This window comes from Enterobacter cloacae complex sp. 385G4, assembly GCF_057320665.1.
The window spans coordinates 233,703-248,316 of the sequence record NZ_JBXWDD010000001.1 but is presented as its reverse complement, the minus strand read 5'-3'; the positions used below and the strand labels follow the sequence as shown (position 1 = coordinate 248,316).

Here is a 14,614-nt window from a genome sequence, read left to right as displayed (position 1 = left end):
ACTCAATGGACGTGAACGCCCAACCGCCAGGCAAAGTAGATCTCTTCTTTCAGTTCATTCGAAGAGAGCGCCAGCAGATCCGTGAACTCCAGCTCAAGCTGTTTCAGCTTTTTCAGGTACTGCGCCGGAGACAGGTTGCTCTTATCGCGACGTAAATATTCAATTGCCAGCTGTGTTGGGGTTATTTCAGTATCCATGATGTCCTCGCTTATGTACAAATCCTGACCAGTATATCACAACATGCTGGCTAGTTTTTGACCAAAGGCAATTCATCTGAAAACTTTACACGACCGCCGTCGTCAGACGCGACGAGCAGCACAGGCGATCCTGCTCGTCGAGAATATCAATCTGCCACACCTGGTGGCGGCTACCAGCGTGCAGCGCGCGGCAGATACCGCGCACGCGCCCGCTGCGCACCGAGCGAATGTGGTTGGCATTCACCTCAAGCCCGACCACCTTCTGTTCGCCTTCGGTGCAGAGATATCCCGCGACGGAGCCCAGGGTTTCCGCCAGCACGACGGAAGCCCCGCCGTGCAACAGGCCAAACGGCTGATGGGTGCGGCTATCGACAGGCATCGTCGCTTCCAGATCGTCTTCCCCAATGCGGGTGAACTGGATATCCAGCAGCCCCACCATATTCCCCTCGCCCATGGCGTTTAGCGCCTGCAGCGTGACGGCACGTTTCCAGATCATCCAATTATCTCCAGTAAAGCCTGTAATGGGTGGCGTACGCCGTTACCCTCAACCCGTTTCACCTGGCTGCGGCAAGAGTAGCCCGTCGCCAGGCAGCGGTTTCTTGGCAATCGCTGCATCGCCTGATGCCACGACAGCTCATAGATACCGAGCGAGTTGGCGTGGTTTTTCACCTCGTGGCCGTAGGTGCCCGCCATACCGCAGCAGCCCACGCTGACGCTCTCCAGCTTCGCGCCGAAACGCGCAAAAATAGACGCCCATTGCGCCGGGGCGCCGGGCAGCGCCGTCACTTCCGTACAGTGTCCGAACAGATACCACGGTTCACCGCCCGCCTCCTGAATGGCCTTCTCTTCCAGGGCTGCCGGCAGCCACTCGTGCACCAGCATGACGTGGAAATCGCCGCGCTTATCACCTAGCGTCTGCTTGTATTCATCGCGATAGCAAAGCACCAGCGCCGGATCGACGCCGACCATCGGCATCCCAAGTTCGGCGATCCGGTTGAGAAAATCAGCGGTTTTTTGCGCCGTTTTCGCAAAGCGGTTCAGGAAGCCTTTAATGTGCTGCGCCTTGCCGTTTGGCGAGAACGGCAGCACTACCGGCTGATAGTCCAGTTTTTCAACCAGGCGGATGAAGTCAGCGACCACCTGCGCGTCGTAGTAGCTGGTGAACGGATCCTGGACCACCAAAACCACCTTCGCTTTTTGCTCAGGAGTAAGCGCTTCGAGCTGTTCCAGGGTCATGTTCGCCGAGCGGTGACCGACGAGCTGGCGCTGCAGCGACGGCACCGACAGCAGCGGCAGATCGACCATGCCGATATGCTTTTCGGAAAGCTTGCGCACCAGCGGCTGATTGATAAAGAAGTTAAAGGTCTTCGGCGCGCGCGCCATCAGCGGCGCGTAACTTTCCACCGTCGCCACCAGATGATCGCGCACCGGGCGCAGATAGCGGGTGTGGTAGAGCTGCAGGAAGCGCGAGCGGAATTCCGGCACGTCGATTTTAATCGGGCACTGGGTAGAGCAGGCTTTACAGGCCAGACAGCCGGACATCGCCTCTTTCACCTCATGGGAGAAATCATACTCGCCCTTATTGGCATGCCAGCTGTTGCGGGTGCGCTCAATCAGCGAGCGCAGGCTGGCCCGTTTTTCCGGCAGCTCCTGCTCCAGCTTCAGGGGATCGACGCCACGGTCCGCCAGCAGACGCAGCCACTCGCGCACCAGCGTCGCACGCCCTTTCGGCGAGTGAATGCGGTTGCTGGTGATTTTCATTGACGGGCACATCGGGCTTTTCACGTCAAAGTTAAAGCACAGGCCGTTGCCGTTACACTCCATCGCGCCGCGCCAGGACGAGCGCACCGCAATCGGGATCTGTCTGTCATACGTACCGCGCTTAACGGCATCCACCTGGAGCATCGGCGCGTCCACCCCTTCAGGCGGGCAGATTTTCCCCGGATTGAGGCGGTTATCCGGGTCGAACGCCGCTTTGACCTTGCGCAGCTCCGCGTAAAGCTGCTCCCCGAAGAACGCCGGGCTGTATTCCGCGCGGAACCCTTTCCCGTGCTCCCCCCACAGCAGACCGCCGTATTTGGCGGTCAAGGCCACGACGTCGTCGGAGATCTGCTTCATCAGGATCTCCTGCTGCGGGTCGCACATGTCCAGCGCCGGACGCACGTGAAGCACCCCGGCATCCACGTGGCCGAACATGCCATAGCTCAGGCCGTGGCCGTCCAGCAGGGCGCGAAACTCCACGATATAATCCGCCAGATGCTCGGGCGGCACGCAGGTGTCTTCGGCAAACGGAATCGGCTTCGCCGCCCCTTTCGCATTGCCAAGCAGGCCCACGGCTTTTTTACGCATGGCGTAAATACGCTCGATACCGGCCAGATCGTGACAAAGCTGCCAGCCAATCACGCCGCCTTCGCCATGAGCAATCAGCTCATCCAGGCGCTGGCAGAGCGTCGTCACCTGGCTTTCAATCAGCTCCGCGTCATCACCGGCAAATTCCACGATGTTGAGGCCAAGCATCTCTTTGTCCGGCACGTCGGTAATCAGCTCGCGCACGGAGTGCCAGACGATATCTTCCCGCGCCAGATTCAGCACCTTAGAGTCGACGGTTTCCACCGACAGCGCCTGCGCTTCCACCATAAACGGCGCATTGCGCAGCGCGGAGTCGAAGGAGTCATATTTGACGTTCACCAGGCGACGCACCTTCGGCAGGCGGGTGATATCCAGCCGCGCCTCGGTAATAAACGCCAGCGTTCCTTCGGAGCCGGTTAGCACGCGGGTTAAATCAAACTGCGTCAGGTCGTCGTTAAACACGTGGCGCAGGTCGTAGCCCGTTAAGAAGCGGTTCAGTTTGGGGAATTTATCGAGAATAAGCTGGCGGTTGTCGCGGCAGCGCTCCAGCACGGTGCGGTAGATGCGCCCGCTGGTGGTGTTATCTTTACCCAGCGTTTCCGCCAGTTCGACCGGCATCGGCTGGGTATCGAGGATATCGCCGCCCAGCAGAACGGCACGCACGCCCAGCACGTGATCGGAGGTTTTGCCGTAGACCAGCGAGCCCTGACCGGAGGCATCCGTGTTGATCATCCCGCCGAGGGTCGCGCGGTTACTGGTGGAAAGCTCCGGGGCAAAAAAGTAACCGTAAGGCTTGAGGTACTGGTTAAGCTGATCTTTGATAACGCCCGCTTCGACCCGCACCCACCCCTCTTCGGGGTTGATCTCAATGATGCGGTTCATATAGCGCGACATATCAATAATGATGCCCTGGTTCAGCGCCTGACCGTTGGTTCCGGTGCCGCCGCCGCGCGGCGTGAAGACCAGCGAGGCAAACCGCTCCTGCGTTGCCAGCCGGGCGATAAGCGCCACGTCGGCCGTTGAACGCGGGAAAACCACGGCATCGGGAAGAAGCTGGTAGATACTGTTATCGGTTGCCATCGTCAGCCTGTCGGCATAGTTCGTGGCGGTATCACCTGTAAAACCCTGTTGCTCCAGTGCCTGCAAAAAATTAAGCACCAGCTGAACGACGCCAGGTGCCTGAGAAATCTGTGGGATCATTACTGTCGACCCTAATTAGAGTTGTGGGAATCGTTTGCGTGTATCTTAAAAGTTTTATCACATTTTTTTCTTATAATCTCTGCTGAATTACAGGCAGAATTCGCCTGTCAAAAACCGCTGCGATCGCTAATGATTAGAGAGACGCGGTTTTCCGTTCCCGCCAGTGGTACTGGCGTTCTTTTAAGGAAAGTTTCATTTATGGTCAATCTTCGCCAGCCCAGGGATGTTGCGCAAATTTTGCTGTCGGTGCTGTTCCTGGCCCTCATGATTATTGCGTGTCTGTGGATTGTTCAACCCTTTATTCTTGGCTTCGCATGGGCCGCGACCGTTGTCGTTGCCACGTGGCCTCTGCTGCTGCGTTTGCAGAAGCTGCTGTTCGGCCGCCGCGGGTTAGCGGTGCTGGTCATGACGCTCCTGCTGTTCCTGCTGTTTATTATTCCGATTGCGTTGCTGGTAAACAGTCTCGTCGACTCCAGCGGCCCGGTGATCCGCGCCGTGACCAGCGGCGATCTCACGCTGCCGGACCTCGGCTGGCTGAACAGCATTCCGGTCGTGGGCGCTAAACTTTACAGCGGCTGGCATAGCCTGCTGGAGATGGGCGGCAGCGCGCTGATGGCGAAAGTGCGTCCGTATATTGGCACCACCACCACCTGGTTTGTCGGTCAGGCCGCACATATCGGCCGCTTTATGATGCACTGTACCCTGATGCTGGTCTTCAGCGCCCTGCTTTACTGGCGCGGTGAGCAGGTAGCTTTAGGCGTTCGTCACTTTGCCACCCGCCTGGCGGGAAAACGCGGTGACGCCGCGGTGCTGCTGGCCGCGCAGGCCGTGCGCGCGGTCGCCCTGGGCGTCGTGGTGACGGCGCTGGTGCAGGCGGTGCTGGGCGGTATCGGCCTGGCGATTTCCGGCGTACCGTACGCCACCGTCTTTACCGTAGTCATGCTGATGACCTGCATTGCGCAACTGGGGCCGCTGCTGGTACTGGTTCCGAGCATTATCTGGCTTTACTGGACGGGTGATACCACGTGGGGAACGGTGCTGCTGGTCTGGAGCTGCGTGGTTGGCACCATGGATAACGTGATTCGCCCCATTCTCATCCGCATGGGCGCAGACCTGCCGCTGATCCTAATCCTCTCCGGGGTTATCGGCGGGTTAATTGCTTTCGGGATGATCGGTCTGTTCATTGGCCCGGTGCTGCTTGCCGTTACCTGGCGTCTGTTCTCCGCCTGGGTTCATGAAGTGCCGCCGCCTGGAACCGACCCGGACGTGATTCTGAGCGAGCTGGAAGAGCTGGAAGAAAAGAATACCCATTAAGCCTTGTTGCCGGGTGACGCTTACGCTTACCCGGCCTACATTATCCCGCACAATACTTTAACACTGCTAAAGTATTTATTCGTTGCACACTGGTCAGACCCGCCATTTCAGCATTAAGTCCGCTATTATTCTCAAGAAATCTTTACGTCTCTTTAACTATTGAGACGAATCTGATCGACGCTAAAAATTACAATGCCTACTATTAGCTCACGGTTATAAATCAACACCTTGATTTATAAGCATGGAAATCCCCTGAGTGAAACAACGAATTGCTGTGTGTAGTCTTTGCCCATCTCCCACGATGGGCTTTTTTTTATCCTGACTACGCGCGCTTAACCTCACAGGTACTGAGCATCCGCCACTCAGCAGGCAGCACCCGCGTTTCCCCCGTCACATTGACCGTCACCGCCTGGCGGATATCCGCCGACGATGCGCCAATCTGCAGTTCAAACTCGCCCGGCTCAACGATGCGCTTGCCGTCACGGCGGGTGAAGTTGAACATCTCAACCGGCAGCGTGAAGGTGAGCGTGGCGGTTTCGCCCGGCGAGAGCATGACGCGCTGGAAGGCCTTAAGCTCCTGAAGCGGGCGCACCTGGGTGGCGACCTTGTCCCGCACGTAGACCTGCACCACCTCGCTGCCGCTGCGCTCGCCGGTATTGGTGATAGCCACGCTTAGCGTCACCTCGCCGTCAACCGGCGCGCTGGTTTCAGCTACGCGGGCAGCCCCCCAGCTAAACGTCGTCCAGCCGAGGCCGAAGCCAAACGGATAACGTGAACCGAAGTGGAACGCAAACGGCGTGCCGCCGCTTTTGAGCTTGTGATTGTAGTAATACGGCATGGCCCCGGCGCTTTTCGGCACGCTCACCACCAGACGCCCCTGCGGCTCAGCGCGTCCCGTTAGCACGTCCGCGATCGCCCAGCCCCCTTCCTGCCCGGGCGCCCACGCCACGATCAGCGCTGCAATCTTATCCTCCAGCCCCTGCAGGTTGTACGGACGGCCGCCGGTCATCACGACAATCACCGGTTTGCCCGTCGCCACCAGCGCGTCCAGCAGCTGTTGCTGCACGCCCGGCAGATTCAGGGAGTCGATGTCGGAACCTTCCCCCACGGTTCCGCTCTGGAACAGCCCGGCAAGATCGCCCACGCAGGCCACCACCACGTCACTCTCCTGCGCCGCGTTCACGGCCTCGGGGATCAATGCAGTACTGTGCGAGACCGGCGATTGCTGCATCGGCTTACCGCCGCTATCGCCCGGGAAGACCGGCGCACCCGCCATCCGTTTCTCGATGATGTGACACCCTTTGGCATAGCGGACGTTCGATGCCCCGAGATACTGCTCCAGCGCCGCGCGCGGGGTCGTCACCTGCGAGGTCTCTTCCACCATATCGCTGATGATCAGATGTACCGGGAAGCTGTAGCCGCTGAGTAACGCCAGCGGATCGTCTGCCGTCGGCCCCACCACCGCCACGCGGGGCTTACCGCCGAGCGGTAAAATGCCGTTGTTTTCCAGCAGCGTGACCGATTTTGTCGCCACCTCTCGCGCGATCTGTCGGGTCAAATCATTTTGCAGATCGATACCGTTTTCATCTGCGTACGGGTTTTCAAACAGGCCCAGACGGAATTTCTCCGTCAGCACGCGCGCCACGATCTCATCCACTTTGGCCATAGAGATCAGCCCGCGCTCAACGGCGTCCGCCAGATAGCGTGCGCAGTCATCTTTCGGCAGCTCGACGTCCAGCCCGGCGTTAAAGGCCAGCGCGGCGGATTCGGCCGCATCGTGGGACACACCGTGATGCTGGTGCAGCAGGCTGACGCCGCCGTAATCCGCGACAATAATTCCGTCGAAGCCCCACTGTTCGCGCAGGACGGTGGTCAGCAGGAAGCTGTCGCTGTGCCCCGGCTGATTGTCGATATCGTGGTAGGCGGGCATCACCGACCCGGCATTGGCCAGTTTCACCGCCATTTCAAACGGCAGCAGGAAGGTATCGTTCAGCTCGCTAAACCCGAGGTGCACCGGCGCATGGTTGCGTGCCCCTTCGCTAAACGAGTGGCCAACGTAATGTTTCAGGGTCGCCAGCAGATCGCGTTTATCACCCTGTAATCCTCTGACGTAGGCGGTCGCCATCACCCCCACCAGCCAGGGATCTTCCCCGAAGGTCTCTTCGGTTCGCCCCCACCGGACGTCGCGGGAAACGTCCAGCACCGGGGCCAGCCCCTGCTGACAGCCGACGGAACGCGCCTCTTTACCGATCTGCTCTGCCGCGCGCTGCACCAGCTCCGGGTCCCAGGTCGAGCCGTAGTTGAGCGAGGACGGGAACAGCGTGGCGTCTTTGCACAGCAGCCCCACCAGGCACTCCTCGTGGAACAGCGCCGGAATGCCGAGACGCGTCTCTTCCATCATCATGCGCTGCAGGCGGTTAGCCGCGCGCACCCCGGTTTTCGCGTCAACGATATGGGTGCCGAGCGGACGGGTGATCTGCCCGACGCCCAGTTTTAGCCGTTCGCTCAGCGCCGCCTGCTCGCTGACGCCGGCGAATTCGTCGCTCAAATCGCTGCGCTCCCGGTGGTTGCCGTTTTCATCGAGGATCAGCCAGTAGGCGTGCATCTGGGCGAACTTCTCTTCCGGGGTCATGCATGCCAGTAAATCAGCGACGCGCTCGTGCACGGGACGTCCCGCGTCCTTATAGATAGCAGTCATATTTTACTCCTGTAGTGCGGAAGGGGTTGCCGGGCTGAGCTGCTCCGCGTCGGGTCTTACCTCACGCTTGCTGGCCAGCTCCCGGGCGATGGAATCCACCAGCCGGCTGTTGAGCTTGTAGATGGAAAGCAGTGCCACCATGCAGAGGAACAGCGCGCACGGAATAAGGGTGAACAGCGCGTTGATGGTGGAGAGCACGTGTGGCGCCTGGGCTGCCTGGCCCGGGGCGTAATCCACCATGCCGAGCACCCAGCCGACCACCGCCCCGCCCAGCGCCAGGCCAAACTTGATGGCGAACAGTGCGGTAGAGAAGACCAGCCCGTCCAGACGGCGACCGCTGCGATGCTCTTCGTAGTCGACCACATCAGAGAACATGGTCCACTGGAGCGGCGTGGTGAGGTTTTGAATAAAGCTAAAGATAATGTTAAGGCCAAAGATTAGCCACACCTGCGAAGGCGGCAGGAAGAAAATCAGCGCGCCGAAAATGACGAAGGACATTATCGTCCACTGATAAGCGCGTACGCGGTCAAATTTCCCCAGCAGGCGTTCAGATAATAACGCGCCGCTTAGCGAGGCCACCATGCCAGAAACAATAAAGGCAAAAACCAGCTCCGGGCGCAACAGTACATAGTTGACGTAATACATGGTGGCAGAGCCGCGCGTCACCACCGCCGTTAACAGCAAAATATTAAACACAAACACAATGCGCCACTGGCTGTTACCGGCCAGCAGTTTTAAATCGGTGAGCATGGAGCCGGAGGTATCATTGCGCGGGGAATAACGCTCACGGGTCATCAGGAAACAGCAAAAGAACAGCACAATGCCCAGCAGCCCCATCAGACTCATGGCAAAGAAATAGCCTTTCTGCACGTTGCCCTGGCCCAACAATGAGACCAGCGGCAGAGCGATAACCGTTACGATCAACCCGCCAATAAATGACAGGCCAAAACGCCAGGACTGCAGGGAGTGACGCTCGCGCGGATCCAGCGTCAGCGCGCCCGGCATGGCGCAGTAAGGCACGTTAATGGCGGAGTAAATCAGACTTAAAATCGCGTAGGTCACGCAGGCATAAACGATTTTTGCCGTCGGCCCGACGTCCGGTACGTAGAAGGTAATAAGGCAGCTTACGCCAAAGGGAATAGCAAACCACAGCAGCCAGGGACGGAAACGGCCGTGACGCGTCTGCGTGCGGTCAACCAGCGCGCCAATACACGGGTCGACAAACGCATCGACCACACGCACCACTAAAAACATGGTACCCATGATCGCGGCAGGCAAACCAAAAACGTCGGTATAGAAATAAGCAAGAAATAATGTGGCCGTTTGCCAGACCAGCGCGCTGGCCATATCACCTAAGCCATAACCTATTTTATCTTTGGTACGCAATACAGAGGAAAGTGTCATTGTTATTTGCCTTTTTATCAGGTTAAAACGTATTTCAACCAGTTGCGCATCATCTGAAGGGAAATGCGCAGTAAGGCTCAAGTATTAGCAACGCGTTGCGCACTAACAATTGTCTTAATTAACAGACAAATTATGATATTTGGTTTTTTAGATTATTTGTGATGGTGAGCAAATTTGAGGTGAAATAAAAAAGGCGAGGAATAAAATCCTCGCCTTTTTGCGATCGTGTTGCCGTTACTTGTTCAGTTCCGCCAGGCTCAGCCAGGTTTGCACTACCGTGTCCGGGTTCAGGGAGAGGCTGTCAATCCCCTCTTCCATCAGCCAGGCGGCAAAGTCTTCATGGTCGGATGGACCCTGACCGCAAATCCCGACGTATTTACCCTGCTTCTTCGCCGCGCGGATGGACATGGAAAGCAGCGCTTTCACCGCCTCGTTACGCTCGTCGAACAGCTCGGAAACCACGCCGGAGTCGCGGTCCAGGCCCAGCGTCAGCTGAGTCATGTCGTTCGAGCCGATAGAAAAGCCGTCGAAGTGTTCCAGGAACTGCTCGGCCAGCAGGGCGTTGGACGGGATCTCACACATCATGATGATCTTCAGCCCGTTTTCGCCGCGCTTCAGGCCCTGACGCGCCAGCTCGTCCACCACCGCTTTCGCCTGATCCACGGTACGCACGAACGGGATCATGATTTCGACGTTGGTCAGCCCCATGTCGTTGCGCACGCGTTTCACCGCCTCACACTCCAGCGCGAAGCAGTCGCGGAAGCTGTCGGATACGTAGCGTCCGGCGCCGCGGAAGCCCAGCATCGGGTTCTCTTCTTCCGGCTCGTAGCGCTCGCCGCCGACCAGGTTGGCGTATTCGTTAGACTTAAAGTCAGACAGACGCACGATCACGCGTTTCGGGTAGAACGCTGCGCCCAGCGTGGCGATCCCTTCGGTCAGACGGCCGACGTAGAACTCTTTCGGCGAGTCGTAGCCTTTCATCATCTCGCGGATTTCGTTCTGCAGCTTCGCGTCCTGATCGTCAAACTCCAGCAGCGCGCGCGGGTGAACGCCGATCATGCGGTTAATGATGAATTCCAGACGCGCCAGGCCAACGCCTTCGTTCGGCAGGCAGGCGAAGTCAAACGCGCGGTCCGGGTTACCCACGTTCATCATGATCTTCAGCGGCAGATCCGGCATGGTATCCACGCTGGAGCTCTTCACGCTGAAGTCAAGGATATCGGCGTAGACGTAGCCGGTGTCGCCTTCGGCACAGGAGACGGTCACGTTCTGCCCGTCCTTCATGCGCTCGGTGGCGTCACCGCAGCCGACAACCGCCGGGATCCCCAGCTCGCGGGCAATGATCGCCGCGTGGCAGGTACGGCCGCCGCGGTTGGTGACGATGGCCGACGCTTTCTTCATGATCGGTTCCCAGTCCGGGTCGGTCATGTCGGTCACCAGCACGTCGCCTGGCTCAATACGGTTCATCTCGCTGATGTCGTGGATCACTTTGACCGGACCGGCACCGATGCGGTGACCGATGGCGCGGCCTTCCGCCACGATTTTACCCTGCGCGTGCAGCGTATAACGCTCCATTACCTGACCGCGTGAGCGGACGGTTTCCGGGCGCGCCTGAACGATAAACAGCTTGCCGGTGTTCCCGTCTTTCGCCCATTCGATATCCATCGGACGGCCATAGTGTTTCTCAATCTGCACCGCCTGCTTCGCCAGCTCCTGCACTTCGGCGTCGGTCAGGGAGAAGCGGTCGCGCTGCTCCTGCGGCACATCTTCAATCTTAACCTGCTTGCCATGCTCCTGGGTTGGGGCATAAATCATGCGGATTTTTTTCGAGCCCATGGTGCGGCGCACCACCGCCGGACGGCCCGCGGCAAGCGTAGGCTTGTGTACGTAGAATTCGTCAGGGTTCACCGCGCCCTGCACGACCATCTCACCCAGGCCCCACGCGGAGGTGATGAACACCACCTGGTCGAAGCCGGATTCGGTATCAATGGAGAACATCACGCCGGAGGAACCCACGTCCGAGCGCACCATGCGCTGCACGCCCGCGGAGAGCGCCACGCCGCGATGGTCATAGCCCTGGTGCACGCGATAGGAGATGGCGCGGTCGTTGAACAGGGAAGCAAATACGTGCTTCACCGCCACCAGCACCGCATCGTAGCCCTGAACGTTCAGGAAGGTTTCCTGCTGCCCGGCAAACGACGCGTCCGGCATGTCTTCTGCGGTCGCGGAAGAACGTACGGCAAAGGAGGCCTGCGCGTCGTCAGCGGAGAGCTGGTTGTACGCGTCATGGATAGCTTTTTCCAGTTCCGGCTGGAAAGGTGTGTCGATGATCCACTGGCGGATCTGCGCCCCGGCTTTGGCAAGCTCGGTGACGTCATCAATATCCGTTTTATCCAGCAGGTCGTAAATGCGCTGGTTTACACCGCTCTGGTCTAAAAACAGGTTAAACGCGTCGGCGGTCGTGGCAAACCCGTTTGGTACGGAGACACCCATACCGGACAGATTTGTAATCATTTCACCCAGGGAGGCATTTTTGCCCCCAACTCTGTCTACATCATTCATGCCGAGTTGGTTATACCAAAGCACCAGCGGTGACGAGCCATTGTTGGACATCGAAACAATCCTTTTGTGATATTTGATCGGAGTAAGTAACACCTGACTACGTATTTATACTGGCATAATTATTTGCGCTAAAAAAACGGTGAATCGTGTAAGCAATTTAAATTTTCAACTTTTCGGATAGTTTCCCACCAGCCAATAAGCTGATGATTCCTCTATATTCAGCCAGAAACCACAAAAATAAAGTCGCTATTTGAAAAATGAAATCCGCTTTTCAGGAAAATCAAAAACATCATTTCATTTTAAATTCAGATAACTTCTTTGCTGTGCAATTAACTTTTTTAATTTATGCTTTCAGGCAATTAGGTCCGATATTCAGGGTGGGTAAAATGGATAATGCTGTCGATCGTCACGTTTTTTATATTTCTGATGGTACGGCGATCACCGCCGAGGTGCTGGGCCACGCGGTGATGTCGCAATTCCCCGTTTCGATTAACAGCATCACGCTGCCGTTTGTGGAAAATGAGAGCCGTGCCAAAGCGGTGAAGGACCAGATTGACGCCATCTTCCAGCAGACCGGCGTGCGCCCGCTGGTGTTCTACTCCATCGTTATTCCTGAGATTCGCCACATCATTTTGCAAAGTGAAGGCTTTTGCCAGGATATCGTGCAGGCGCTGGTGGCGCCGCTCCAGAGCGAACTGAAGCTTGACCCGACGCCTATCGCCCACCGAACCCACGGGCTGAACCCCGGCAACCTGACCAAATATGACGCGCGTATTGCCGCCATCGATTACACCCTGGCGCACGACGACGGTATCTCTCTGCGTAATCTCGACCAGGCGCAGGTGATCCTGCTTGGCGTATCGCGCTGCGGCAAAACGCCAACCAGCCTCTACCTGGCGATGCAGTTCGGCATTCGCGCCGCCAACTACCCGTTTATTGCTGACGATATGGATAACCTGGTGCTGCCCGCCGCCCTTAAGCCGCTGCAGCACAAGCTGTTCGGCCTGACGATTAACCCGGAACGTCTCGCGGCGATCCGCGAAGAGCGCCGCGAGAACAGCCGCTACGCCTCGATGCGCCAGTGCCGGATGGAGGTCTCCGAAGTGGAAGCCCTGTACCGCAAAAACCAGATCCCGTGGCTGAACAGCACGAACTATTCGGTAGAAGAGATCGCCACCAAAATTCTCGACATCATGGGGCTTAACCGCCGCATGTACTAATAAGCTAGTACATTAGCTCAGATTCATGTATCATCCTTTTCAACAGCGGGGCGGTGTCGCCCCGAACTTGAAATCAGCAGGGATTGGTTTAATGTGATGCCCATCACTTCCCGGTAGTCTGCCGATGAAGCAAAAATTTTCTGAGACAAGTCATGAATAAAACCGATGAACTCCGCACGGCGCGCATAGACAGCCTGGTCACCCCGGCTGAACTAGCCGAGCGGCACCCCGTTTCCGCCGCGGTCGCGGAACATGTGACGGCCTCCCGCCGCCGCATTGAAAAAATCCTCAATGGTGAAGACAAGCGTCTTCTGGTGGTGATTGGGCCCTGCTCCATCCACGATCTGGATGCCGCGATGGATTATGCAAAACGGCTCCAGGGGCTGCGGGAAAAATACCAGCATCGCCTTGAGATTGTGATGCGCACCTACTTTGAAAAACCGCGTACCGTGGTGGGCTGGAAGGGGCTGATTTCCGACCCTGACCTTAACGGCAGCTATCGCGTAAACCACGGCATCGAGCTGGCGCGCAAGCTGCTGTTGCAGGTCAACGAGCTGGGCGTGCCGACGGCCACCGAGTTTCTCGACATGGTGACCGGGCAGTTTATCGCCGATCTGATCAGCTGGGGCGCGATTGGCGCGCGCACTACCGAAAGCCAAATCCACCGCGAGATGGCCTCAGCCCTCTCCTGTCCGGTCGGCTTCAAAAACGGGACCGACGGCAACACGCGGATTGCGGTCGATGCGATCCGCGCCTCGCGTGCCAGCCATATGTTCCTGTCGCCGGACAAGAACGGCCATATGACCATCTACCAGACCAGCGGTAACCCGTATGGGCATATCATTATGCGCGGCGGGAAGAAGCCTAATTACCATGCACAAGACATCGCTGCCGCCTGTGAAACGCTGGCCGAATTCGACCTGCCGGAACATCTGGTGGTGGATTTCAGCCACGGCAACTGCCAGAAGCAGCATCGCCGCCAGCTTGACGTCTGCGATGAGGTCTGTCAGCAGATCCGCAGCGGCTCGACCGCCGTTGCCGGGATCATGGCCGAAAGCTTTATCAAAGAAGGCACGCAGAAAATCGTTGCCGGACAGCAGATGGTATACGGCCAGTCGATCACCGACCCGTGCCTGAGCTGGGAAGACAGCGAGCTGCTGCTGCAGAAGCTGGCAGCTGCGGTTGATTCTCGCTTCTGATGTTATCGTCGGGTGGCGCTGCGCTTACCCGACCAACGGTTCTCGCCCTTCTCACTCTCCCGGTGGGAGAGGGTTGGGGTGAGGGCATCAGGCCGCATTTCTTCCCCCTGAATTTGATCCCGTCACACAATTTTCACAAAAACGCTTGCCGTGAATTTGCAGTTTATTGATAATGATTATCATTGTTACATTGATTGTTATTTATAAACATGATGTCACCTACGGATAACAGCGCGGCAACGCCAGCGAACAAGCACACAGCACCGTCCCCTGCCCCTACCGATCGTCGCATCGACAGCAAAACGCTGCTGGGTGATGAGGGGCGGGTGATTATCGAGCATGACGGCCAGCAGTATCTGCTGCGCCAGACGAATGCCGGAAAATTGATCCTCACAAAATAAACCAAAACTTTCGCCAGCCACCCAGGTGATCCCCAGGCAGCCAGCGCTTTCGATACTTTATGGAGAGTTG

10 protein-coding genes and 1 other RNA gene are annotated in these 14,614 nt (G+C 57.8%); 5 read left to right on the top strand and 6 right to left on the bottom strand.

Going from position 1 to position 14,614, the window contains the following annotated elements; genetic code table 11:
• Positions 1-2: 2 nt before the first annotated feature.
• From AC2FAJ_RS01330 to ydiJ, 3 genes are all read right to left on the bottom strand, one after another.
• Entirely contained in the window at positions 3-197 is a 195-nt protein-coding gene (locus AC2FAJ_RS01330) for a YdiH family protein (protein ID WP_003857766.1), read from the bottom strand.
• Positions 198-282: 85 nt separating this feature from the next.
• A complete protein-coding gene (menI, locus tag AC2FAJ_RS01325; protein ID WP_028012841.1) occupies positions 283-693 on the bottom strand; it encodes a 1,4-dihydroxy-2-naphthoyl-CoA hydrolase in 411 nt (136 codons plus the stop codon).
• Complete coding sequence (ydiJ, locus tag AC2FAJ_RS01320; protein WP_485453720.1) at positions 690-3,746, bottom strand: D-2-hydroxyglutarate dehydrogenase YdiJ; 3,057 nt, start codon at positions 3,744-3,746, stop codon at positions 690-692. The genes menI and ydiJ overlap by 4 nt, the downstream gene beginning before the upstream one ends.
• A gap of 198 nt (positions 3,747-3,944) precedes the next feature.
• On the opposite strand from ydiJ, the gene ydiK reads away from it, so the two are divergent.
• Positions 3,945-5,060 carry an AI-2E family transporter YdiK gene (ydiK, locus tag AC2FAJ_RS01315; RefSeq protein ID WP_485453719.1) on the top strand — a complete coding sequence of 372 codons (1,116 nt, stop codon included), beginning with the start codon at positions 3,945-3,947 and terminating at the stop codon, positions 5,058-5,060.
• A gap of 209 nt (positions 5,061-5,269) precedes the next feature.
• Positions 5,270-5,377, top strand: an RNA gene (gene rprA / locus AC2FAJ_RS01310) — antisense sRNA RprA.
• A 5-nt stretch (positions 5,378-5,382) separates the two neighbouring features.
• On the opposite strand, the gene AC2FAJ_RS01305 is transcribed toward rprA, so the two are convergent.
• The 3 genes from AC2FAJ_RS01305 to ppsA all read right to left on the bottom strand — a co-directional run bounded on the left by AC2FAJ_RS01305 (position 5,383) and on the right by ppsA (position 11,775).
• Positions 5,383-7,758: a glycoside hydrolase family 3 N-terminal domain-containing protein gene (locus AC2FAJ_RS01305; RefSeq protein ID WP_485453718.1), complete on the bottom strand. Its 2,376-nt coding sequence runs from the start codon at positions 7,756-7,758 to the stop codon at positions 5,383-5,385.
• Positions 7,759-7,761: 3 nt separating this feature from the next.
• Positions 7,762-9,162: an MFS transporter gene (locus AC2FAJ_RS01300; protein ID WP_188245661.1), complete on the bottom strand. Its 1,401-nt coding sequence runs from the start codon at positions 9,160-9,162 to the stop codon at positions 7,762-7,764.
• A 234-nt stretch (positions 9,163-9,396) separates the two neighbouring features.
• A complete protein-coding gene (ppsA, locus tag AC2FAJ_RS01295; protein ID WP_028012836.1) occupies positions 9,397-11,775 on the bottom strand; it encodes a phosphoenolpyruvate synthase in 2,379 nt (792 codons plus the stop codon).
• A gap of 335 nt (positions 11,776-12,110) precedes the next feature.
• On the opposite strand from ppsA, the gene ppsR reads away from it, so the two are divergent.
• From ppsR to hemP, 3 genes are all read left to right on the top strand, one after another.
• Positions 12,111-12,944: a posphoenolpyruvate synthetase regulatory kinase/phosphorylase PpsR gene (ppsR, locus tag AC2FAJ_RS01290; RefSeq protein ID WP_028012835.1), complete on the top strand. Its 834-nt coding sequence runs from the start codon at positions 12,111-12,113 to the stop codon at positions 12,942-12,944.
• 152 nt (positions 12,945-13,096) lie between these two features.
• Positions 13,097-14,143 carry a 3-deoxy-7-phosphoheptulonate synthase AroH gene (gene aroH / locus AC2FAJ_RS01285; RefSeq protein ID WP_485453717.1) on the top strand — a complete coding sequence of 349 codons (1,047 nt, stop codon included), beginning with the start codon at positions 13,097-13,099 and terminating at the stop codon, positions 14,141-14,143.
• A gap of 212 nt (positions 14,144-14,355) precedes the next feature.
• Positions 14,356-14,544, top strand: a complete 189-nt coding sequence (gene hemP, locus AC2FAJ_RS01280; RefSeq protein WP_045261817.1) for a hemin uptake protein HemP — start codon at positions 14,356-14,358, stop codon at positions 14,542-14,544.
• Positions 14,545-14,614 lie beyond the last annotated feature (70 nt).

Bases quoted from the DNA above. Each gene is read 5' to 3' on its own strand.
- AC2FAJ_RS01330 (WP_003857766.1), bottom strand. From the start codon at position 197: ATGGATACTGAAATAACCCCAACACAGCTGGCAATTGAATATTTACGT.
- ppsA (WP_028012836.1), bottom strand. From the start codon at position 11,775: ATGTCCAACAATGGCTCGTCACCGCTGGTGCTTTGGTATAACCAACTC.
- aroH (WP_485453717.1), top strand. From the start codon at position 13,097: ATGAATAAAACCGATGAACTCCGCACGGCGCGCATAGACAGCCTGGTC.
- ppsR (WP_028012835.1), top strand. From the start codon at position 12,111: ATGGATAATGCTGTCGATCGTCACGTTTTTTATATTTCTGATGGTACG.
- hemP (WP_045261817.1), top strand. From the start codon at position 14,356: ATGTCACCTACGGATAACAGCGCGGCAACGCCAGCGAACAAGCACACA.
- AC2FAJ_RS01305 (WP_485453718.1), bottom strand. From the start codon at position 7,758: ATGACTGCTATCTATAAGGACGCGGGACGTCCCGTGCACGAGCGCGTC.
- AC2FAJ_RS01300 (WP_188245661.1), bottom strand. From the start codon at position 9,162: ATGACACTTTCCTCTGTATTGCGTACCAAAGATAAAATAGGTTATGGC.
- menI (WP_028012841.1), bottom strand. From the start codon at position 693: ATGATCTGGAAACGTGCCGTCACGCTGCAGGCGCTAAACGCCATGGGC.
- ydiJ (WP_485453720.1), bottom strand. From the start codon at position 3,746: ATGATCCCACAGATTTCTCAGGCACCTGGCGTCGTTCAGCTGGTGCTT.
- ydiK (WP_485453719.1), top strand. From the start codon at position 3,945: ATGGTCAATCTTCGCCAGCCCAGGGATGTTGCGCAAATTTTGCTGTCG.